The following is a 21,241-nucleotide window of genomic DNA, read 5'->3' on the forward strand; positions in this document are numbered from 1 at the left end:
AGCTAAGCGACTTCCATATCTCACAGGGGGCAACCCCCAACTACTTCCGGCGTTCTAGGGCTTAACTGCTGTGTTCGGCATGGGAACAGGTGTATCTCCTAGGCTATCGTCACTTAACTTTGAGTCATACATACTCAAAATTGAATATCTTTCAAATGTCACTTAAAATCTAATCACGCTTCGTATTCTCAGTTACTTTGGATAAGTCCTCGAGCTATTAGTATTAGTCCGCTACATGTGTCGCCACACTTCCACTTCTAACCTATCTACCTGATCATCTCTCAGGGCTCTTACTGATATAAAATCATGGGAAATCTCATCTTGAGGTGGGTTTCACACTTAGATGCTTTCAGCGTTTATCCCTTCCCTACATAGCTACCCAGCGATGCCTTTGGCAAGACAACTGGTACACCAGCGGTAAGTCCACTCTGGTCCTCTCGTACTAGGAGCAGATCCTCTCAAATTTCCTACGCCCGCGACGGATAGGGACCGAACTGTCTCACGACGTTCTGAACCCAGCTCGCGTGCCGCTTTAATGGGCGAACAGCCCAACCCTTGGGACCGACTACAGCCCCAGGATGCGACGAGCCGACATCGAGGTGCCAAACCTCCCCGTCGATGTGAACTCTTGGGGGAGATAAGCCTGTTATCCCCAGGGTAGCTTTTATCCGTTGAGCGATGGCCCTTCCATACGGAACCACCGGATCACTAAGCCCGACTTTCGTCCCTGCTCGAGTTGTAGCTCTCGCAGTCAAGCTCCCTTATACCTTTACACTCTGCGAATGATTTCCAACCATTCTGAGGGAACCTTTGGGCGCCTCCGTTACCTTTTAGGAGGCGACCGCCCCAGTCAAACTGCCCGTCAGACACTGTCTCCGATAGGGATCACCTATCCGGGTTAGAGTGGCCATAACACAAGGGTAGTATCCCAACATCGTCTCCTTCGAAACTGGCGTCCCGATCTCATAGACTCCTACCTATCCTGTACATGTGGTACAGACACTCAATATCAAACTGCAGTAAAGCTCCATGGGGTCTTTCCGTCCTGTCGCGGGTAACCTGCATCTTCACAGGTACTAAAATTTCACCGAGTCTCTCGTTGAGACAGTGCCCAAATCATTACGCCTTTCGTGCGGGTCGGAACTTACCCGACAAGGAATTTCGCTACCTTAGGACCGTTATAGTTACGGCCGCCGTTTACTGGGGCTTCAATTCATACCTTCGCTTGCGCTAAGCACTCCTCTTAACCTTCCAGCACCGGGCAGGCGTCACCCCCTATACATCATCTTACGATTTAGCAGAGAGCTGTGTTTTTGATAAACAGTTGCTTGGGCCTATTCACTGCGGCTGACGTAAAGTCAGCACCCCTTCTCCCGAAGTTACGGGGTCATTTTGCCGAGTTCCTTAACGAGAGTTCTCTCGCTCACCTGAGGCTACTCGCCTCGACTACCTGTGTCGGTTTGCGGTACGGGTAGAGTATGTTAAACGCTAGAAGCTTTTCTTGGCAGTGTGACGTCACTAACTTCGCTACTAAACTTCGCTCCCCATCACAGCTCAATGTTATAGAACTAAGCATTTAACTCAATTCACACCTCACTGCTTAGACAGACTCTTCCAATCGTCTGCTTTAGTTAGCCTACTGCGTCCCTCCATCACTACATACTCTAGTACAGGAATATCAACCTGTTGTCCATCGGATACACCTTTCGGTCTCTCCTTAGGTCCCGACTAACCCAGGGCGGACGAGCCTTCCCCTGGAAACCTTAGTCTTACGGTGGACAGGATTCTCACCTGTCTTTCGCTACTCATACCGGCATTCTCACTTCTATGCGTTCCAGCACTCCTCACGGTATACCTTCTTCACACATAGAACGCTCTCCTACCATACCTATAAAGGTATCCACAGCTTCGGTAAATTGTTTTAGCCCCGGTACATTTTCGGCGCAGGGTCACTCGACTAGTGAGCTATTACGCACTCTTTGAATGAATAGCTGCTTCTAAGCTAACATCCTAGTTGTCTGTGCAACCCCACATCCTTTTCCACTTAACAATTATTTTGGGACCTTAGCTGGTGGTCTGGGCTGTTTCCCTTTCGACTACGGATCTTAGCACTCGCAGTCTGACTGCCGACCATAATTCATTGGCATTCGGAGTTTATCTGAGATTGGTAATCCGGGATGGACCCCTCACCCAAACAGTGCTCTACCTCCAAGAATCTCTATGTCGACGCTAGCCCTAAAGCTATTTCGGAGAGAACCAGCTATCTCCAAGTTCGTTTGGAATTTCTCCGCTACCCACAAGTCATCCAAGCACTTTTCAACGTGCCCTGGTTCGGTCCTCCAGTGCGTCTTACCGCACCTTCAACCTGCTCATGGGTAGGTCACATGGTTTCGGGTCTACGACATAATACTAAGGCGCCCTATTCAGACTCGGTTTCCCTACGGCTCCGTCTCTTCAACTTAACCTCGCATCATATCGTAACTCGCCGGTTCATTCTACAAAAGGCACGCTCTCACCCATTAACGGGCTCGAACTTGTTGTAGGCACACGGTTTCAGGTTCTATTTCACTCCCCTCCCGGGGTGCTTTTCACCTTTCCCTCACGGTACTGGTTCACTATCGGTCACTAGGGAGTATTTAGGGTTGGGAGATGGTCCTCCCAGATTCCGACGAGATTTCACGTGTCTCGCCGTACTCAGGATACTGCTAGGTACAAAGACTATTTTAAATACGAGGCTATCACTCTCTTTGGCTGATCTTCCCAAATCATTCTTCTATAGTCTTTGAGTCCACATCGCAGTCCTACAACCCCGAAGAGTAAACTCTTCGGTTTGCCCTCCTGCCGTTTCGCTCGCCGCTACTAAGGCAATCGCTTTTGCTTTCTCTTCCTGCAGCTACTTAGATGTTTCAGTTCACTGCGTCTTCCTCCTCATATCCTTAACAGATATGGGTAACAGGCATTACCTGTTGGGTTCCCCCATTCGGAAATCCCTGGATCATCGCTTACTTACAGCTACCCAAGGCATATCGTCGTTTGTCACGTCCTTCTTCGGCTCCTAGTGCCAAGGCATCCACCGTGCGCCCTTATTAACTTAACCTTATTTTTCTGACCTTTCAGTCATAAACTCTTTATTAATACTACAGCGTTTTCGGTTTATTTTCTTGTTACTATTTGATATAGATATTCAATTTTCAATGTGCATGACTTGGTGATCTCTCACCAATGGAGCCTAGCGGGATCGAACCGCTGACCTCCTGCGTGCAAAGCAGGCGCTCTCCCAGCTGAGCTAAGGCCCCACAAGACCTCTCAAGACTAAACAAGACCAATGTGCATTCCTTATCCTTAGAAAGGAGGTGATCCAGCCGCACCTTCCGATACGGCTACCTTGTTACGACTTCACCCCAATCATCTATCCCACCTTAGGCGGCTGGCTCCAAATGGTTACCTCACCGACTTCGGGTGTTACAAACTCTCGTGGTGTGACGGGCGGTGTGTACAAGGCCCGGGAACGTATTCACCGCGGCGTGCTGATCCGCGATTACTAGCGATTCCGACTTCATGTAGGCGAGTTGCAGCCTACAATCCGAACTGAGATTGGCTTTAAGAGATTAGCTTGCCGTCACCGGCTTGCGACTCGTTGTACCAACCATTGTAGCACGTGTGTAGCCCAGGTCATAAGGGGCATGATGATTTGACGTCATCCCCACCTTCCTCCGGTTTATTACCGGCAGTCTCGCTAGAGTGCCCAACTGAATGATGGCAACTAACAATAGGGGTTGCGCTCGTTGCGGGACTTAACCCAACATCTCACGACACGAGCTGACGACAACCATGCACCACCTGTCACCTCTGTCCCGAAGGAAAACTCTATCTCTAGAGCGGTCAGAGGGATGTCAAGACCTGGTAAGGTTCTTCGCGTTGCTTCGAATTAAACCACATGCTCCACCGCTTGTGCGGGCCCCCGTCAATTCCTTTGAGTTTCAACCTTGCGGTCGTACTCCCCAGGCGGAGTGCTTAATGCGTTAGCTACGGCACTAAACCCCGGAAAGGGTCTAACACCTAGCACTCATCGTTTACGGCGTGGACTACCAGGGTATCTAATCCTGTTTGCTCCCCACGCTTTCGAGCCTCAGCGTCAGTTACAAGCCAGAGAGCCGCTTTCGCCACCGGTGTTCCTCCATATATCTACGCATTTCACCGCTACACATGGAATTCCACTCTCCCCTCTTGCACTCAAGTTAAACAGTTTCCAAAGCGTACTATGGTTAAGCCACAGCCTTTAACTTCAGACTTATCTAACCGCCTGCGCTCGCTTTACGCCCAATAAATCCGGACAACGCTCGGGACCTACGTATTACCGCGGCTGCTGGCACGTAGTTAGCCGTCCCTTTCTGGTAAGATACCGTCACAGTGTGAACTTTCCACTCTCACACTCGTTCTTCTCTTACAACAGAGCTTTACGATCCGAAAACCTTCTTCACTCACGCGGCGTTGCTCGGTCAGACTTCCGTCCATTGCCGAAGATTCCCTACTGCTGCCTCCCGTAGGAGTCTGGGCCGTGTCTCAGTCCCAGTGTGGCCGATCACCCTCTCAGGTCGGCTATGTATCGTCGCCTTGGTGAGCCGTTACCCCACCAACTAGCTAATACAACGCAGGTCCATCTGGTAGTGGTGCAATTGCACCTTTTAATTGACTATCATGCAATAATCAATATTATGCGGTATTAGCTATCGTTTCCAATAGTTATCCCCCGCTACCAGGCAGGTTACCTACGCGTTACTCACCCGTTCGCAACTCATCCAGAGAAGCAAGCTCCTCCTTCAGCGTTCTACTTGCATGTATTAGGCACGCCGCCAGCGTTCGTCCTGAGCCAGGATCAAACTCTCATTAAAAGTTTGAGTTCTCACTCATTTCTGTCACTGACAGATTTATTGTTTTTTCATTGTTCAGTACTACAACATCAGTTGTAGTGCCCTGCACATTGGTTCGTCTTGTTCAGTTTTCAAAGGTCTTTGCCTCTCACTTCTGTCGTGAGCGACAACTATATTAGTATATCACAGCTTCTTTTCCTTGTCAATAGCTTTTTCAAACTTTTTTCAACTTCTACTGCAACATACTCATAGTCCGTACGGGATTCGAACCCGTGTTACCGCCGTGAAAAGGCGGTGTCTTAACCCCTTGACCAACGGACCTGAGCTTTTCGACTCTTTCTATTATACCTACTTTTTCTCCCTTGTCAACAGATTTAACTAAATTTTTTCTAATATGGTGAAAAATCTTTTAACAGAATACTTAGTTCTTTTAACAGCCGACGCCTTCCTTTAAATCTTTCGTCAGCCACTGATCGCTCAAATAATTCTAAATCCTTTTTATTTAGACCCTTCTTATATTTTTTTAGCATCTCGTGTAGGGCATAGTATTCATCTAGCAAGAGTCCTCCATCTGTAATTCGGTGACTTATCTCACTGACTTCTTCATATACTTGTCGATCCAATTTTCTTTTTTGGCTCTCTTGTTTTCGTATTGCATCTAGTATTCTATTTCTAAACTTCGTTTTAAAGTAAGTATATATTTTTTTATCTTTCCTTTCCATCAACTCAGGATGTTCTTCTAACAATTCATATAAACAAAGCATGCCTTCTTGATCCCAATCTTCAACTTCCCACAAGTGTAGATAGTATTCTTTTCGACATTTATGAACAATTGCTTTTACTTCTTGATATTTTTTTCTAACATATTTCCTCCTTTTTCTACAATAAGTATATCAAAGCTTCATCAGAAATAATTCTATTCTATTTCTTTTGTCTATTTTTCCTCCTCTTGTGTCGTTTTTTATATTGAATTCTTTTTAAAAACTCTAAACTGCTATAAAAGACACAGCAAAACGACAGGAAATAATTTCCTGTCGTTTTTTAAATCATTTAAATTTAGCGGAATAAATCTACAATCGTATCCCAGACTGTTTGGGCTTTTTCTTTAATTTTAGCTTCTGAAATTGCACGCCCAGCTTCATCAACTATGTTTTGAGCCTTACTGCGTATATCAGTTAACAAACCATCTGTTTGTGACTCTACACTCGGAGTTTGATTTTTAATGTTTGCTGGTGCTATACCATTTAATTCATAAGCGTTTTGAACTGTGAATGTGCTACCTGGTGTATAAGGAAGAATCGTTTCAGATATATTCCTAAATATATGTGCAGCACCATTTGAAGTTGAACCAGATAGGTAGTGGCTCTCATCTGTTGTCGGGAAGCCAAGCCAATGGCTAATAACGACATCAGGTGTATATCCAATAACCCATTGGTCACTTGTATACTCTGGATTAAAAACCGTTTCTGTTGTTCCTGTTTTCCCAGCCATGACATAATTTTCTGGAGAAGAACTAATGCCTGTCCCGTTTGTGAAAGTTCCAAGCATCATGCTTGTCATCTTATCAGCTGTAGATTTATCCATTATTCGTTTTTGGGAATTCTTATGTGTAGCGATAACTTGCCCACTGGCATTCTCAATACGAGTGATAAAGTGAGCTTCTGGCATCAAGCCTTCATTTGCAAACGCTGCATAAGCCTGAGCCATCTGAAGTGGATTGGTTTCTACTCCACCACCCAAGGCTACACCTAATACTCTATCGACACTGCTCATGTTAAGTCCAAACTTTTCTCCAGCTTCGAAGGCCTTATCAATTCCAAGTTCTTTGACAGTTGCCACTGCTGGGAGATTTAAAGATTCAGCCAAGGCTTGATACATTGGAATTTCTGGAGCTGTCTTAATCCCTGCATAGTTGTCTACCTTATAATCACCGTACTGCATGGTATGATTGTCTAACTCTTTGTTGAGGGACCATCCAGCTTCAACTGCTGGAGTATAGACCACAAGTGGTTTAATAGTAGATCCTGGGCTCCTTTTTGATTGAGTTGCGTAGTTAAAATTTCGGAAACCAGTTTTATTGCTTCCAGCAACACGACCAATAACACCTCTAACTCCCCCCGTTTTTGGCTCTAATGCAACGCTTCCTGATTCAGCATGTGTTCCATCTTCAGCCGTAGGAAACAGAGTGGTGTCTTCATAGATAACCTGCATATTTGCTTGATAATTTTGATCTAGTTCTGTATAAATGCGATAGCCGTTATTAACAATTTCTTCTTCTGTTAAATGATATTTTTCAATCGCTTCATTAACTACTGCATCAAAATATGAAGGATAACGGTAGTCTGAAATTTTTCCTTCATATGCATCATGCAACTGAGAGGCCATATCAACCCCAGCCGCTTCCGCCTCCTTTTCTTTATCAATATAGCCGGCCGCAACCATATTTTGTAAGACTGTATCTCTACGATTAGTCGAAGCCTCAATTGAATTTAATGGATTATATATTTCCGGTCCTTTAAGCATCCCTGCCAAAGTTGCTGCTTGATCTAGAGTTAATTGTGATGCTGAAACCCCGAAGTATTTTTTACTTGCATCTTCAACCCCCCAAACTCCATTACCAAAGTATGCATTATTCAAATACATAGTTAGAATCTCGTCCTTGCTATATTTTTTGGTTAATTCCAAAGCTAAGAAGAATTCTTTCGCCTTCCTTTGAACAGTTTGATCTTGTGATAAATAAGCATTTTTAGCCAACTGCTGAGTGATGGTAGAGCCCCCACCTGAGCGACCAGCTGTTAGTATAGCCATGAAGAAACGAGCGTAGTTTATCCCATCATTTTTGTAAAAACTTCGGTCTTCCGTCGCAATAACTGCCTTTTGTAAATCTTCACTAATATCTGTAAGTTCAACATAGGTTCCTTTTTGACCAGATAAGGCTCCTGCTTCATTCTCCTCTCGGTCTAAAATCACTGTTCGAGTTTTCAATGCATTTTGTAAGTCAGTTACATTTGTTGATTTCGCCAAGGCGAATAGATAGACACCAACAAACAAACTGACACTAAGGCCCAGAATAAGTAAGATTTTTGTCAGATGGTAGCGACGCCAAAACTTGCGAATAGGACCAAATTGCCCAGCTTTCTTACGATTACCTCTCGACCGCCGCAAGTCACTCTGCTCACTTTCTTCTATTTCAATATCATTAATCTCAATGTCTTGAGTTTCAGTCTCTTGAATTTCAATATCCTCTTTCTTAAATAAAGAAAGAAATCTTTCAAATAAATTATCTAATTTCATGCGTTTATTTTATCATCTTCACTTTAGTATGACAAGAATTTAGCTAGTTCCCCTATCCAAATGATTTGATTTTTGTTACAATATCTGTATGAAATTTACCTTTATAATTCCAGATTCTTTACCTGAGATGACGGTTAAAACTTTCTTAGAAGAACAGTTACTTATTCCTAGAAAAATCCGCCATTTCCTAAGGACAAAAAAGAACATTCTTATCAATCAAAAAGAGGTTCACTGGCAACAAATCATCAAATCAGGAGATAAATGCCAATTAACTTTCGATGAAGAAGATTATCCAACAAAGGAAATCTCACTAGGAAATCCTGATCTCGTACAAGAAGTTTATCAAGATCAGCATTTAATTGTCGTTAACAAACCTGAGGGCATGAAAACTCACGGTAATCAACCGAATGAAATAGCCCTTCTCAATCATGTATCAGCTTATGTCGGTCAAACATGCTATGTTGTCCATCGTCTTGATATGGAAACCAGTGGCCTCGTTCTCTTTGCTAAAAATCCTTTTATCCTTCCTATTCTCAACCGTTTACTAGAGAAAAAAGAGATTTCTCGTGAGTATTTGGCTCTAGTCGAAGGGGCATTTAGAAGTAAGGAACTTGTTTTTCGAGATAAAATTGGTCGCGATCGCCACGATCGTAGAAAACGACTTGTTGATCCAAAAAACGGTCAATTCGCTGAAACGATTGTTGCTCGATTAAAGAAGTTTGAAGACGGTTCTTCACTCATTCGTTGTAGGCTAAAAACTGGACGGACACATCAAATTCGTGTACATCTTTCCCACCACAATCATCCTATCCTAGGCGACCCTCTATATCATCCAAAATCTAAAACACCTCGACTAATGTTACATGCATATAGGCTATCTTTTACTCATCCTTTAACTATGGAGAAATTAAAATTAAGTGCTTTATCCGACTCCTTCGAGGCAATATTAAAAACAAAGGATGACCGTTAATTCATCCTTTTTCTAAATTAAAAAAGCAAGGTATGAAACCTTGCTTTTTATGTCTCAAGAATTATTTAGCAATTTTAGCGAAGTATTCAAGAGTACGAACAAGTTGTGCAGTGTATGACATTTCGTTGTCGTACCATGATACAACTTTAACCAATTGTTTACCGTCAACGTCAAGAACTTTAGTTTGAGTTGCGTCGAACAATGAACCGTAAGACATACCTACGATATCTGAAGAAACGATTTGATCTTCAGTGTAACCGTATGATTCGTTAGCTGCTGCTTTCATAGCTGCGTTTACTTCATCAACAGTAACGTTCTTTTCAAGAACTGCTACCAATTCAGTAACTGATCCAGTTGCAGTTGGAACGCGTTGTGCAGATCCGTCAAGTTTACCGTTCAATTCTGGGATTACAAGACCGATAGCTTTAGCAGCACCAGTTGAGTTAGGAACGATGTTAGCCGCACCAGCGCGAGCACGACGAAGGTCACCACCACGGTGTGGTCCGTCAAGGATCATTTGGTCACCTGTGTAAGCGTGGATAGTTGTCATCAATCCTTCTACAACACCAAAGTTGTCTTGAAGAGCTTTAGCCATTGGCGCCAAACAGTTTGTAGTACATGAAGCACCTGAGATAACTGTTTCAGTACCGTCAAGAATGTCGTGGTTAGTGTTAAATACAACTGTTTTAACGTCGTTTCCACCAGGAGCAGTGATAACAACTTTCTTAGCTCCACCTTTAAGGTGTTTTTCAGCTGCATCTTTCTTAGCAAAGAAACCAGTTGCTTCAAGAACGATTTCTACACCGTCAGTAGCCCAGTCGATTTGTTCTGGATCACGTTCAGCAGAAACTTTAACGAATTTACCGTTAACTTCGAATCCGCCTTCTTTAACTTCTACAGTACCGTCGAAACGACCTTGAGTTGTGTCATATTTCAACAAGTGTGCAAGCATAACTGGATCTGTAAGGTCGTTGATGCGAGTAACTTCAACACCTTCTACGTTTTGGATACGACGGAAAGCAAGACGACCGATACGGCCGAAACCGTTAATACCAACTTTAACTACCATTAGTGATTTCCTCCTTATGAAAATCATGAAATTTTTATTGTGAAAAGAGTAACTTGAATCACTACAAATCACCTTTCAACGTTCTTATTATATAACTATTTGAGTTAAATTGCAAGCGCTGGCCTTGATTTTCTCTCTTGCTTTTCAATTTCTTTCATTTATTAAATCAGTCTTTTGTCTTGTTTGCAAATTCTCTATTTCCGAGAGATTACCTTCTTCAATGCCACTAACCTATGGGAAGAAAAATAATAAAAGAGACAGGATTTCTCCTGCCTCTAGGCTGATAAACGATTATTTACGACGTCCTGGACGTTCTGCATAGCCATAGTAAGCATCTGCCATGATTTCTTCCATGTCAGCTACCATTGGCAAGCGTGGGTTTGCAGGTGAACATTGGTCTTCATATGCGAGCAAGGCAATTTCATGCAAACTGTCTTTCCAAGCTTTTTCATCAATTCCTTGATCCTTGAAGTTCATCTTGATACCTACTGCAACACCAAGGTCGTAAACAGCTTTAGCGTATGCTTCAACTGCTTCTTCTGGAGTTGAGTGAGGCAAGCCAAGCATTTTCGCGATGTCTTGGAATTTCTCATCAGCTTTCCAGTAGTTGTATTTAGGCCATGTAGTAGTCTTAGATGGACGAGTTCCATTGTAACGGATAACGTATGGAAGCAAGATAGCATTTGTACGTCCGTGAACAGTGTGGTGAACCGCACCTATCTTGTGGGCCATTGAGTGGCTCATTCCAAGGAAGGCATTGGCGAAGGCCATACCTGCCATTGTAGACGCATTATGCATTTTCTCACGAGCTTCTGGATCAGCTGTTTTAACTGATTTTTCTAACCATTCAAATACAAGTTTGATTGATTGAAGGGCGATACCATCTGTGTAGTCGTTAGCGAAGTTTGAAGTGTAGGCTTCAGTTGCGTGAGTCAAGACGTCCATACCTGTATCAGCAGTGATGAAATCTGGAACTGATTCAACCAAAGCAGGGTCAACAATCGCAATTGTTGGTGTCAATGAGTAGTCAGCCAATGGGTATTTACGGTTGTTTTTCTTATCAGAAATAACAGCAAATGGTGTTACTTCTGAACCTGTACCTGAAGTTGTCGGGATACCGATGTACTTCGCTTTCTTACCAAGTGATGGGAAGCGGAAGGCACGTTTACGGATATCCATGAATTTTTGAACCAAGTCACGGAAGTCGACTTCTGGTTGTTCGTAGAAGAGCCACATAACTTTAGCCGCATCCATTGGTGAACCACCACCAAGAGCAATGATTGTATCTGGTTCAAATGCTCTCATAACCTCAGTACCACGTTCTACAGTTGTGATATCTGGATCTGGTTCAACATCTGAGAAGACTTGGACAGTTACACGGTTGTTACGAGCGTTCAATTGATCGATAACACGTTGAACAAAACCAAGTTTTTCGATCGATTTGTCAGTAACGATCATAACGCGTTCAATATCTTCACAGGTTTGAAGATATTGGATAGAATTGCGTTCGAAGTAAATTTTTGAAGGAACTTTAAACCACTGCATATTATTTCTACGTTTCCCTACTTTCTTGATGTTTAGAAGGTTAATAGCGCTCACGTTATCACCAACTGAATTGCGTCCGTATGAACCACATCCAAGTGTCAATGATGGGATGAAGGCATTGTAAACATCACCGATACCACCAAAAGTAGATGGAGAGTTCCAAATAATACGCATTGCTTTGATTTCTGTACCAAAGCGTTTAGCTAGGTCCTCGTCTTTTGTATGGATAGCTGCTGAGTGACCAAGACCATTGAACTCAACCATTTGACGAGCTTTCTTAAGTCCGTCTTCAGTATCTTCAGCTTTCAATACTGCGATGACTGGTGACAATTTTTCACGAGTCAAAGGCTCGTTTTCTCCAACTTCCTTACATTCTGCTGCAAGGATATTTGTTCCTTCTGGCACTGAGAAACCTGCTTGTTCTGCAATCCATGTTGCTGGTTTACCAACGATGTCAGCGTTCAATTTTGCTCCAGCACAGTTCTTGCTATTTGCTTTAGCACCAAAACAGAATTCTTCTAGGAGAGCTTTTTCTTTTTTGTTTACAAAGTAAGTGTGGTAAGATTTAAATTCTGCTACAAATTCATCATACACTTCTTTGTCAATGATAACTGCTTGCTCTGATGCACAGACCATACCATTGTCAAATGATTTAGACATAACGATGTCATGAGCTGCTTGACGAAGGTCAGCTGATTTTTCGATGTAGGCAGGAACGTTTCCGGCACCTACCCCAAGAGCTGGTTTACCACATGAGTAAGCTGCCTTAACCATGGCATTCCCACCAGTAGCAAGGATAGTTGCAATACCATCATGATTCATAAGAGCAGCTGTTGCTTCCATAGATGGTTCTGTAATCCATTGTACACAGTTTTCAGGAGCTCCAGCAGCAATCGCAGCATCACGAACAATTTGAGCAGCATGCGCAGAAGATTCTTGAGCAGACGGGTGGAAAGCAAAGACGATTGGATTACGCGTCTTCAATGAGATTAAAGCTTTAAAGATTGCTGTAGATGTTGGGTTTGTTGTAGGAGTAACTCCACAGATAACCCCAACAGGTTCTGCAATTTTAGTCAAGCCAGTAATTGGATCATCTTCGATAACTCCAACAGTTTTCACACCACGCATGTTGTTTACAACGTGTTCACAGGCAAACAAGTTCTTTGTAGCCTTATCTTCAAATACACCACGCTCAGTTTCTTCAATTGCGTGTTGAGCAAGAATTCCGTGTGCATCAAGTGCTGCAACAGATGCTTTAGCTACAATGTAGTCCACTTGCTCTTGATTTAATTTACGCATTTCTTCAAGTGCAACTAAACCTTTTTGTACCAAACCATCTACGTGCTTCTCTGCAGCAAGTTGTCTTTGTTCAGGGGTTACAGTTTTTTTATCAGCCATATTTTCCTCCATAGCTTTAAAGGAATTTATCCCTTTGTTAAATTTTTCACAATTTCATTATAACTCTTTTTTAGAATTTTGTAAATAGTTTCACATAGATTTTCATAAATTTTTTTAGGAGTTGGTTTTATTATGGGGGATTAAGTTTCTCTAAAACTATTTGGGCAATCAAAAAAGCTCCTTTAGAAAGAAGCTATTTTGATTGTTGGAATAGGCCTTGCTTGAAGTCACCTTCATAAACCAATTGTTGTTCAGTTGTTAATTTTCCTTTTCCCTCTGCCTGCCCATTCACAAAGTCACCCTCATACACCCAACCATCTTTGGATTGGTAAGTTCCCTTTCCGTTGAAGGCGCCATTGCTAAAATCTCCAGTATAGGTATCTCCATTAGGAAAAGTGAGTGTCCCTTGTCCATTCATTTTGCCACGGACCAGACTTCCATCGTATACGATTGTATCTCCGTCAAGTTTGAGAACAGCCTTTTTAGGTAGACTGCTGTATATAACAAAGATGGCACACAAGCCTATAACCACTACTGTTGCAATCTCTAAACGAGGGCGTGTTAGGTAAACACGATATTTTTCATAGAGTTTTTTTATATTATCCATTTTTAGTCTCATTTTCTAAACGAGCTAACCAAGCTTGGCAGCCAGTTAGTACTCGATTGTAAGTTTCTTCAAAATCACCTGTGTACCAAGGATCTGGAACACTTTCCTCAGCAAAAGGATATATCTTGTGTCGATAAGCGCTAGGACACATCTTAAGTAAATCAGAAACATTAGACTCATCCATTCCAAGAATATAGTCAAAATGTTCAAAATCATCTTTTGAGATTTGTTGCGAAGACTTGGTTACATCATAGTCGACACCATGTGTCTTGAAAATGCCTTGAGTCCCCTTGTGAATAGGGTTTCCATGTTCCCAAGATGATGTAGCCCTGCTTTCAATCTGGTAATGATCTGTTAAGGATTTCATGACAAATTCTGCCATGGGGCTACGACAAATATTGCCCAAACACACAAAGACAATTTTTTTCATTATTTTTCCTTTATATTTATAGAAAAACGGGAATGATTCCACCCCGTTTTAGTCTTCAATTGCACTACCCTCTTCGATCACTGCTCCCTCAGGAGTAATAGCTTCTTTGATTGGTAACACAGTTTTAATAGCTGCTAGTTCAAAAGTCAAGTATACACCATCAATATCCAATACAATTGTTTTATTTTCAATATCTACTTCATCAACTGTACCGTACAGCCCACCAATAGTAATAACTTCATAACCTTTTTCAAGCTTACTTAGACTCTCCATACGTTTTTCAGCTTGTTTACGTTGAGAACGTTGCATGAAAAACATCAAGGCTAGCATCCCTGCGAGCACTATAAAGAATGTAAAATTCCCGCCACCCATTATTTTTACTCCTTTGTATTTCAGATAGAACTACTATATCAAATTTTAACTGTTTTTACAAGATTGCACATTGTATTTATCAGAAGAAAAAATCAGAGCAAAGCCCTGATTTTTCTCATTACAAGTTTTTAACAATATTTACAAGATTCTCAACGGTAAAGCCGTATTCTGCTAAAACTTTTGGTGCTGGAGCGGATGCCCCAAAGCTATCGATACCAAGAACATAGCCATCAAGCCCAACATATTTATACCAGTTTTGGCTAGCACCCATCTCAATTGCTACGCGACGACGAACTGTATTTGGTAGGATTTCTTCTTTATAAGCTGCATCTTGAACATCAAAAACATCCGTTGAAGGCATACTTACCACGCGCACCTTACCACCTTGACCTGCTAATTCTTTAGCTGCAGAAACTGCAAGATTCACTTCTGAACCCGTTGCAATCAAGATAGTGTCAAAATCTGCTGCGTTTTCGTATACAACATAGGCTCCCTTAGCAACCTTGTTAAAGTCTGTTCCTTCTTCTACAGTCAAGTTTTGACGCGATAAAACCAAAGCTGTTGGTGTAGTTTTGCTTTTCGTAGCCAAATACCAAGCTGCTTGTGTTTCACGTGCATCTGCTGGACGGAAAACATTAAGGTTTGGAATAGCACGAAGACCTGCTAAATGTTCAATAGGTTCATGAGTTGGTCCATCTTCACCGACCGCAATAGAATCATGAGTAAGGACATAGGTTACAGGAAGACCTTGTAATGCTGACAAGCGTACAGCAGCTTTCAAGTAGTCAGAGAAGACAAAGAATGTTCCACCATAAACTCGAAGTCCACCATGGAGAGCCATCCCGTTCAAAACTGTACCCATGGCAAATTCACGAACACCGAATTGGATATTGCGATTCAAACGATTCGCATCGTCTTGAAGACCATCAGTCTTAATATAAGTCATATTTGAATGAGCAAGATCGGCAGAACCACCTAAAAAGTTTGGCATTTTTTCTGCTATAACATTCAAAGCATCTTGGCTAGAATTACGAGTTGCTTGAGAGAAATCATTTTCTAAGGCTGGGAAATCTTCTGGCTTCAATTCAACTGGATCACATCCATCAATGATTGCTTCCACTTCTGCTGCCAGTTCTGGGTAAGTTTCCTTATAAGCAGCAACAAGTTTTGTCCAAGTTTGGTATGCTTCAGTACCTCGGTCCGCCACATTTTCTTTGAAGTCTGCATAAACTTCCGCTGGGATTTCAAAAGGCTCATAGTCCCAACCAAGCGCTTGACGGGTTGCTGCAGTTTCATCAGCACCAAGAGGAGCACCGTGTACTCCATTTGTCCCTTGCTTATTAGGAGAACCATAACCAATGATTGTTTTAACTTCAATCAATGATGGTTTACCTGAAGCCTTAGCTTCATCGATAGCTGCTTGAATAGCTTCTAAGTCTGTCCCATCTTTTACTAAAACTGTATGCCAACCATAAGCATCGTAACGAGCGCGAACATTTTCTGTAAATGAATCTTTTGTTTCACCATCTAAGTTAATGTCATTTGAATCGTAGAGAACAATCAACTTGTCTAGTTTTTGCAAACCTGCGTATGAAGCTGCTTCACTTGATACACCTTCCATCAAGTCCCCATCTCCACAGATCACATAAGTATAATGATCAAAGATATTGTACCCTTCACGATTATATTTGGCTGCTAAGAAACGTTCTGCTTGTGCAAAACCTGTCGCAGTCGCAATTCCTTGTCCAAGAGGACCTGTAGTCGCATCGACTCCTGCTGTATGACCGAACTCTGGATGCCCTGGGGTTTTTGAGCCCCATTGACGGAAGTTCTTCACTTCATCCATGTTTACATCTTCAAATCCAGATAGGTGAAGAAGAGCATAGAGGAGCATTGATCCATGACCTGCTGAAAGAATAAAACGGTCACGGTTGATCCAGTTTGGCTGTGCTGGATTGATACGAAGATTTTTTGTAAAAAGATTGTAAGCCATCGGAGCTGCACCCATAACCACCCCTGGGTGACCTGAATTAGCTTTATTAATAGCGTCAATACCTAAGAAACGAATAGCATTAACAGATAGATTTGACATAGAATTTCCTTTCTATTTAAGGTGATAAGTTTATCACATACCCTATTCTACTATTATATGAAAAAACAGATAGAATAGCAATAATACAATTTACTATAAAATGGCTAGCCCGAAGAGCCTAACTCCTAGTAGCTTGATAGTAGGGCAATAACCTCTGATAAGCTTTTTCTAAATCTACTAGTAACGCTTCAATTCTAGTTTCAGAACTAATAGGAACATTGGTCTTAACTAATACTTTACGAATCCTACGACTATCCAGCTGACTCTGTAAGAAGTTTCTATTTTCTTCAGTAGCTTCTATTCTATAGCTCTCACCATTTTCCTGAACCCAATAATATACCCCTTGGGCCACTGGAATAGTCAATACCTTTGCTTGTTTCATTAATGAATTCTCATCCCTCTTCCTTTCAATAAAGCTGACTTCAAGGGAAATCCCAAAATTATTCGTATTTCCGTATAAACGGAGTGCTAGCATTGGCTCTGCAACTGATCCATCTGCCTGTAAATAGGCCCAAAAATGAGGGCGAAGACGTTGAGCTTGATTCATCCACTGACTTGTTGGATGCAAGTTCCAATCAGAATGCATTTCTTGAAAAAGTTTGGCTATTTGAGTAAATGTTTTTCGTGCCACCTGACCTTTTTTTCTTAGAGATAGCATTCTATCTTTGGCATCCCCAGCCTTCTCAGGACTCCGATACTGCTCTCCTTCGTGAATAAGATAATCCTTTATTTCTCTCATTTGCTTCCTTCTATATTAGAAAAATCAGGGAAACCCTGATTTTTATTTCTATTTTACTCTGTATCGACAACTACGTAACGGTTCGGTTCGTCACCTTCTGAATAACTAGTGAGTCCCTCCATACGTGAAATAATACGGTGGATAATTTTTCGTTCACTACTTGACATCGGATCTGTCATTTGACTACGCCCTTCTTCAAGAACTCGTGTCGCTAATTTTTGAGCATAACTCTGTAAAACTTCTGCACGATGCTCTACATAATCATTAACATTGATGGTGATGTAGAAAGTTTTTGAATAACGGTTATAAAGATAATTTTGTGCCAAAAGTTGAAGAGATTTCAAAACTTTACCATGGTATCCAATGATACGCCCTGGCTCATTTGTATCAATCTGCATATTGATTGAACGACGATTAGAAGTGCTTGAAATGGTCCCTTCAACATCCATATCATCAATGATTCCTTGAACATAACCAGTAACATCTTCAACGACGTGATCTATATCATAGGTTGCCTCTACCTGAATGCCAAGGTCCTCAAGATTAGAGTTCTCATCAGCTTCCGTAACTTGGTTAGCTTCTGATTGTTCTTCAACTTCTTCAGGTTGCAAATCTTTCAAAATTTCGATATGTCCAGTTTCTTCCAAAATAGTGCTAGCTTCTTTATCGTTTTTCAAAATTTCAGCCTTAACTTCGTCAGAAACCCCTTGACCTTCTTCTTCAATTTTCTTAATAGCTTCAACCACATGACCTAAGTCAACTGTTGCTTCACTCACTGTTTTAACGGGTTCATTTTGTTCATTGATTTCTTTTGGAACACCTTTGATAGCTTGCTGATTAGCTTTTACGACAGTTGTCTCACTGATTGGCTCAATATCAACCTGGGCTGGTTTCTTACCAAAGAGACCTAAAAAACCTTTTTTCTCTCTAGAAATAACTTTGATATGAGCTTTCATTCTAGGAATTTCTAATTCGTTTAATCCATTCTGGATTGCTTCTTCAACAGTTGAACCTGTAAATAATACCATTACTAGATTCCTCCTTACTTTTTCTTTTTCTGCGCTTTTTTCAAAGCTTTTCTTTTCTTAATTTCTAGATCTTTCTTAGCTTGAACCCCGGCTTCGCGTTCAGCAATAATCTTGAAAGGATTGTTCAAAATATAGGTTTGCAATACTTGGTAAGCATTTGAAACTGCCCAGTAAAGAGCAACACCACTTGGAGCAGATATTGCAAAAAAGAAGATTATAACAGGCATCCCATACATCATACCCGTCATGGCACCGTTTTTCTCAGGCAAGGATTTGTTAGAAAGCCAACTACTGAGGAAGGTAAATAGGGCAGCCAAAATAGGTAATACGAAAGTTGTATCAGCTCCACCTAGATTGAACCACAAGAAATGGCCAGTCTTCAAAAAATCTACGTTTGATAAAGCTTGGAAAAGAGCCAATAGAATTGGCATTTGAATCAAGAGTGGCCAAAATGATGCAGATTGCTTTATGCCTAATTCTTTAAATAGTTTACGTGTTTCCTGATCCAGCTTGGTACGACTTTCCATATCGCGACCCGGGTAACGCTCGCGTAATTCTTTTATAAGAGGTTGCGCCTCTTGCATTTTTCTGGATGCCACCATTTGTGTTTGAAAAACTGGTAATAGTATTGTTCTGATCAAGACTGTGAACAGAATAATCCCTAGACCAATACTTACATCAAATGACAAAAAACGAATGGTTTCAGCAAAAAAATAAACAAGTCTACTCCAAAAGTCTGTCGAATCAGCAGACACTTCACTAGTTGTACAAGCAGTCATTACCAACAAGGACAAACCTAACAAACTAGTCAATTGTAATTTCTTCTTCACTCTCATTTCCTTCCTGGTATATATTTGCTAATCTCAGTACATGTAGTAGGTTTTTCTCTAGCTCAGTGTAGTTCATTTCTTCTACACCTTTGCGGGCAATTACAACAAAATCAAGATTCTCGATTATCTGATCCTTATGTGTAATCAGAACATGACGAATTCTTCTTTTAATTTGGTTCCTCGTCACAGCATTTCCTAATTTTTTGCTGACAGATAAACCAACTCTAAAATGTTGCTCACTGTTTTCTAATCGGTAAACAACAAATTTACGATTAGCTACACTTTTCCCTTCTTGGAATATTGCATTAAAATCTTTCTCTTTTTTTACACGAAAGCTTTTTCTCAAAAATCCTACTCCATCTAATAAAACTACTACTATTATACCATAATTTTTCAAAAAGCCAATCATGGCAAGGTTTTAGACTACTTTGACTACAAAAAGTAACCATTTTAAAAAAATTAACCAGAATAAATGACATTTTCCTACTTTTTTTGAAAATACAAAACAAAAGCCACTCTTACGAGCGGCTTTTGTAGGAGATTATTATGAAAAAGTTTAGGATTTCTATTAAATAAAGTTAGGAGGTCTTTATTTAATGATTATAGTATACACGCTTATCCTTAAATTGACCTTAAACCATTTCACTTTTTTATTAATTTTTAAAACTATGAATTGGAGCTGGAATTTGACCTCCACGAGCAATGAAGTCAGCTGATGAAGCCCCATTGACTTTCATAACTGGAGCTGTACCCAGCAAGCCGCCAAACTCAATCATATCGCCTTCTTGGCCTTTTGGAATGATACGAACAGCCGTTGTTTTCATATTAATGACACCAATTGCTGCCTCGTCAGCGATCATAGCCGCAATGGTTTCGGCAGGTGTATCTTCAGGGATAGCAATCATATCCAAACCAACTGAACAGATAGCAGTCATAGCTTCTAATTTTTCAAGATTGAGAGAACCATTCTGCACTGCTGTTATCATACCCTCATCTTCTGAAACTGGGATAAAAGCACCTGACAGACCGCCAACTTGGTTGCAAGCCATCACTCCGCCTTTTTTTACTTGGTCATTTAAAAGAGCTAAAGCGGCAGTGGTCCCATGAGTCCCAACTGTTTCAAGCCCCATTTCTTCCAGAACTCGAGCTACAGAGTCCCCAACTGCTGGAGTCGGAGCTAAACTTAAATCAACAATACCAAAATCAACACCTAGTCTTTCGCTAGCCATCTGTCCAACTAATTGACCTATTCGAGTAATCTTGAAAGCTGTCTTCTTAACAGTCTCAGCTACTACATCAAAGCTTTGGCCACGAACTTTCTCTAAGGCACGTTTGACTACACCAGGACCTGACACACCGACATTAATAATAACATCAGCTTCGCCAACTCCATGAAAAGCTCCTGCCATAAAGGGATTGTCTTCAACTGCATTGGCAAAAACGACTAATTTAGCAACTCCCATATCAGAAAGATTAGCAGTTTCCTTAATGATTCGTCCCATATCAGCAACTGCGGTCATATTGATTCCAGACTTAGTTGATCCAATATTTACTGAAGAACAAACTTTATCAGTTTCAGCTAAAGCACGTGGAATCGAGTTTATGAGGATTTCATCACCTTTTTGATAGCCTTTTTGAACTAAGGCAGAAAAGCCTCCAATAAAATCAACACCAATTTCTTTTGCTGCTCTATCCAAAGCTTTGGCTAACGGTACATAGTCTGTTGCATCTGTAGCAGCACCAATTAGGGAGATTGGTGTTACTGATACACGTTTATTGACAATGGGTATACCTAACTCAGCAGAGATTTCATCACCGACAGCAACTAAATTAGCCGCCTTAGTAGTAATTTTTTTATATATTTTATCTGCAGCCTTATCAATATCTGGATCAATACAATCCAAGAGCGAAATACCCATGGTAATGGTACGAATATCGAAATTTTGCTCTTCAATCATTGCAATTGTTTCGGTAACTTGTCTAATATCCATAAACG

General features: G+C 41.3%; 14 protein-coding genes, 2 tRNA genes and 3 rRNA genes. 1 reads left to right on the forward strand and 18 read right to left on the reverse strand.

What is annotated here, in order from left to right; translation table 11 throughout:
* Nucleotide 1: 1 nt before the first annotated feature.
* The 7 genes from rrf to pbp2a all read right to left on the reverse strand — a co-directional run bounded on the left by rrf (nucleotide 2) and on the right by pbp2a (nucleotide 8,165).
* A 5S ribosomal RNA gene (gene rrf / locus BQ2679_RS00295) occupies nucleotides 2–117 on the reverse strand.
* An 80-nt stretch (nucleotides 118–197) separates the two neighbouring features.
* Nucleotides 198–3,097: ribosomal RNA gene (locus tag BQ2679_RS00300) — 23S ribosomal RNA — on the reverse strand.
* A 126-nt stretch (nucleotides 3,098–3,223) separates the two neighbouring features.
* Nucleotides 3,224–3,296, reverse strand: a tRNA-Ala gene (locus BQ2679_RS00305).
* A 50-nt stretch (nucleotides 3,297–3,346) separates the two neighbouring features.
* Nucleotides 3,347–4,892 (reverse strand): 16S ribosomal RNA (locus BQ2679_RS00310).
* The 16S, 23S and 5S rRNA genes sit together here with 2 tRNA genes alongside, the layout of an rRNA operon.
* Before the next feature lie 228 nt (nucleotides 4,893–5,120).
* A tRNA-Glu gene (locus tag BQ2679_RS00315) sits at nucleotides 5,121–5,192 on the reverse strand.
* A 68-nt stretch (nucleotides 5,193–5,260) separates the two neighbouring features.
* Nucleotides 5,261–5,668, reverse strand: a complete 408-nt coding sequence (locus tag BQ2679_RS00320; RefSeq protein WP_244491688.1) for a sigma-70 family RNA polymerase sigma factor — start codon at nucleotides 5,666–5,668, stop codon at nucleotides 5,261–5,263.
* 259 nt (nucleotides 5,669–5,927) lie between these two features.
* Nucleotides 5,928–8,165 (reverse strand): penicillin-binding protein PBP2A, encoded by a 2,238-nt coding sequence (pbp2a, locus tag BQ2679_RS00325; RefSeq protein WP_075565021.1) that lies wholly within the window; start codon nucleotides 8,163–8,165, stop codon nucleotides 5,928–5,930.
* An 88-nt stretch (nucleotides 8,166–8,253) separates the two neighbouring features.
* Here pbp2a and BQ2679_RS00330 point away from each other — a divergent pair, with 88 nt between their 5' ends.
* The gene (locus BQ2679_RS00330; protein WP_075565024.1) at nucleotides 8,254–9,135 is read left to right on the forward strand and encodes an RluA family pseudouridine synthase; all 882 of its coding nucleotides are present in this window, start codon (nucleotides 8,254–8,256) and stop codon (nucleotides 9,133–9,135) included.
* Between the two features lie 61 nt (nucleotides 9,136–9,196).
* Here the strand turns inward: BQ2679_RS00330 and gap are convergent, their stop codons facing one another.
* The 11 genes from gap to BQ2679_RS00385 all read right to left on the reverse strand — a co-directional run bounded on the left by gap (nucleotide 9,197) and on the right by BQ2679_RS00385 (nucleotide 21,236).
* Nucleotides 9,197–10,204, reverse strand: a complete 1,008-nt coding sequence (gene gap / locus BQ2679_RS00335; RefSeq protein ID WP_075565026.1) for a type I glyceraldehyde-3-phosphate dehydrogenase — start codon at nucleotides 10,202–10,204, stop codon at nucleotides 9,197–9,199.
* Between the two features lie 291 nt (nucleotides 10,205–10,495).
* The gene (gene adhE, locus BQ2679_RS00340; RefSeq protein WP_075565028.1) at nucleotides 10,496–13,147 is read right to left on the reverse strand and encodes a bifunctional acetaldehyde-CoA/alcohol dehydrogenase; all 2,652 of its coding nucleotides are present in this window, start codon (nucleotides 13,145–13,147) and stop codon (nucleotides 10,496–10,498) included.
* Nucleotides 13,148–13,340: 193 nt separating this feature from the next.
* Nucleotides 13,341–13,754, reverse strand: a complete 414-nt coding sequence (locus tag BQ2679_RS00345) for an MORN repeat-containing protein (protein WP_075565030.1) — start codon at nucleotides 13,752–13,754, stop codon at nucleotides 13,341–13,343.
* Nucleotides 13,747–14,184, reverse strand: coding sequence for a low molecular weight protein-tyrosine-phosphatase (locus BQ2679_RS00350; RefSeq protein WP_075565036.1), 438 nt, complete (start codon nucleotides 14,182–14,184; stop codon nucleotides 13,747–13,749). The genes BQ2679_RS00345 and BQ2679_RS00350 overlap by 8 nt, the downstream gene beginning before the upstream one ends.
* A gap of 48 nt (nucleotides 14,185–14,232) precedes the next feature.
* Nucleotides 14,233–14,556 (reverse strand): preprotein translocase subunit YajC, encoded by a 324-nt coding sequence (gene yajC, locus BQ2679_RS00355; protein ID WP_075565038.1) that lies wholly within the window; start codon nucleotides 14,554–14,556, stop codon nucleotides 14,233–14,235.
* A 118-nt stretch (nucleotides 14,557–14,674) separates the two neighbouring features.
* The gene (gene tkt / locus BQ2679_RS00360; RefSeq protein ID WP_075565041.1) at nucleotides 14,675–16,648 is read right to left on the reverse strand and encodes a transketolase; all 1,974 of its coding nucleotides are present in this window, start codon (nucleotides 16,646–16,648) and stop codon (nucleotides 14,675–14,677) included.
* A gap of 118 nt (nucleotides 16,649–16,766) precedes the next feature.
* Nucleotides 16,767–17,387, reverse strand: coding sequence for a ribonuclease P (locus BQ2679_RS00365; protein WP_075565043.1), 621 nt, complete (start codon nucleotides 17,385–17,387; stop codon nucleotides 16,767–16,769).
* A 53-nt stretch (nucleotides 17,388–17,440) separates the two neighbouring features.
* Nucleotides 17,441–18,415, reverse strand: coding sequence for an RNA-binding cell elongation regulator Jag/EloR (jag, locus tag BQ2679_RS00370; RefSeq protein WP_075565045.1), 975 nt, complete (start codon nucleotides 18,413–18,415; stop codon nucleotides 17,441–17,443).
* A 14-nt stretch (nucleotides 18,416–18,429) separates the two neighbouring features.
* A complete protein-coding gene (locus BQ2679_RS00375) occupies nucleotides 18,430–19,245 on the reverse strand; it encodes a YidC/Oxa1 family membrane protein insertase (RefSeq protein ID WP_167350212.1) in 816 nt (271 codons plus the stop codon).
* A complete protein-coding gene (gene rnpA / locus BQ2679_RS00380) occupies nucleotides 19,220–19,591 on the reverse strand; it encodes a ribonuclease P protein component (protein WP_075565262.1) in 372 nt (123 codons plus the stop codon). The genes BQ2679_RS00375 and rnpA overlap by 26 nt, the downstream gene beginning before the upstream one ends.
* 307 nt (nucleotides 19,592–19,898) lie before the next feature.
* Nucleotides 19,899–21,236, reverse strand: coding sequence for a PFL family protein (locus tag BQ2679_RS00385; RefSeq protein ID WP_075565050.1), 1,338 nt, complete (start codon nucleotides 21,234–21,236; stop codon nucleotides 19,899–19,901).
* Nucleotides 21,237–21,241 lie beyond the last annotated feature (5 nt).

Origin of the sequence: Streptococcus timonensis (genome assembly GCF_900095845.1) — a bacterium.
Classification (GTDB): domain Bacteria; phylum Bacillota; class Bacilli; order Lactobacillales; family Streptococcaceae; genus Streptococcus; species Streptococcus timonensis.

What these genes read in the sequence shown, in the direction of transcription:
- adhE (WP_075565028.1), bottom strand. Translation starts at nt 13,147, where the DNA reads ATGGCTGATAAAAAAACTGTAACCCCTGAACAAAGACAACTTGCTGCA.
- yajC (WP_075565038.1), bottom strand. Translation starts at nt 14,556, where the DNA reads ATGGGTGGCGGGAATTTTACATTCTTTATAGTGCTCGCAGGGATGCTA.
- BQ2679_RS00345 (WP_075565030.1), bottom strand. Translation starts at nt 13,754, where the DNA reads ATGGATAATATAAAAAAACTCTATGAAAAATATCGTGTTTACCTAACA.
- jag (WP_075565045.1), bottom strand. Translation starts at nt 18,415, where the DNA reads ATGGTATTATTTACAGGTTCAACTGTTGAAGAAGCAATCCAGAATGGA.
- tkt (WP_075565041.1), bottom strand. Translation starts at nt 16,648, where the DNA reads ATGTCAAATCTATCTGTTAATGCTATTCGTTTCTTAGGTATTGACGCT.
- BQ2679_RS00365 (WP_075565043.1), bottom strand. Translation starts at nt 17,387, where the DNA reads ATGAGAGAAATAAAGGATTATCTTATTCACGAAGGAGAGCAGTATCGG.
- pbp2a (WP_075565021.1), bottom strand. Translation starts at nt 8,165, where the DNA reads ATGAAATTAGATAATTTATTTGAAAGATTTCTTTCTTTATTTAAGAAA.
- BQ2679_RS00385 (WP_075565050.1), bottom strand. Translation starts at nt 21,236, where the DNA reads ATGGATATTAGACAAGTTACCGAAACAATTGCAATGATTGAAGAGCAA.
- BQ2679_RS00330 (WP_075565024.1), top strand. Translation starts at nt 8,254, where the DNA reads ATGAAATTTACCTTTATAATTCCAGATTCTTTACCTGAGATGACGGTT.
- gap (WP_075565026.1), bottom strand. Translation starts at nt 10,204, where the DNA reads ATGGTAGTTAAAGTTGGTATTAACGGTTTCGGCCGTATCGGTCGTCTT.
- BQ2679_RS00350 (WP_075565036.1), bottom strand. Translation starts at nt 14,184, where the DNA reads ATGAAAAAAATTGTCTTTGTGTGTTTGGGCAATATTTGTCGTAGCCCC.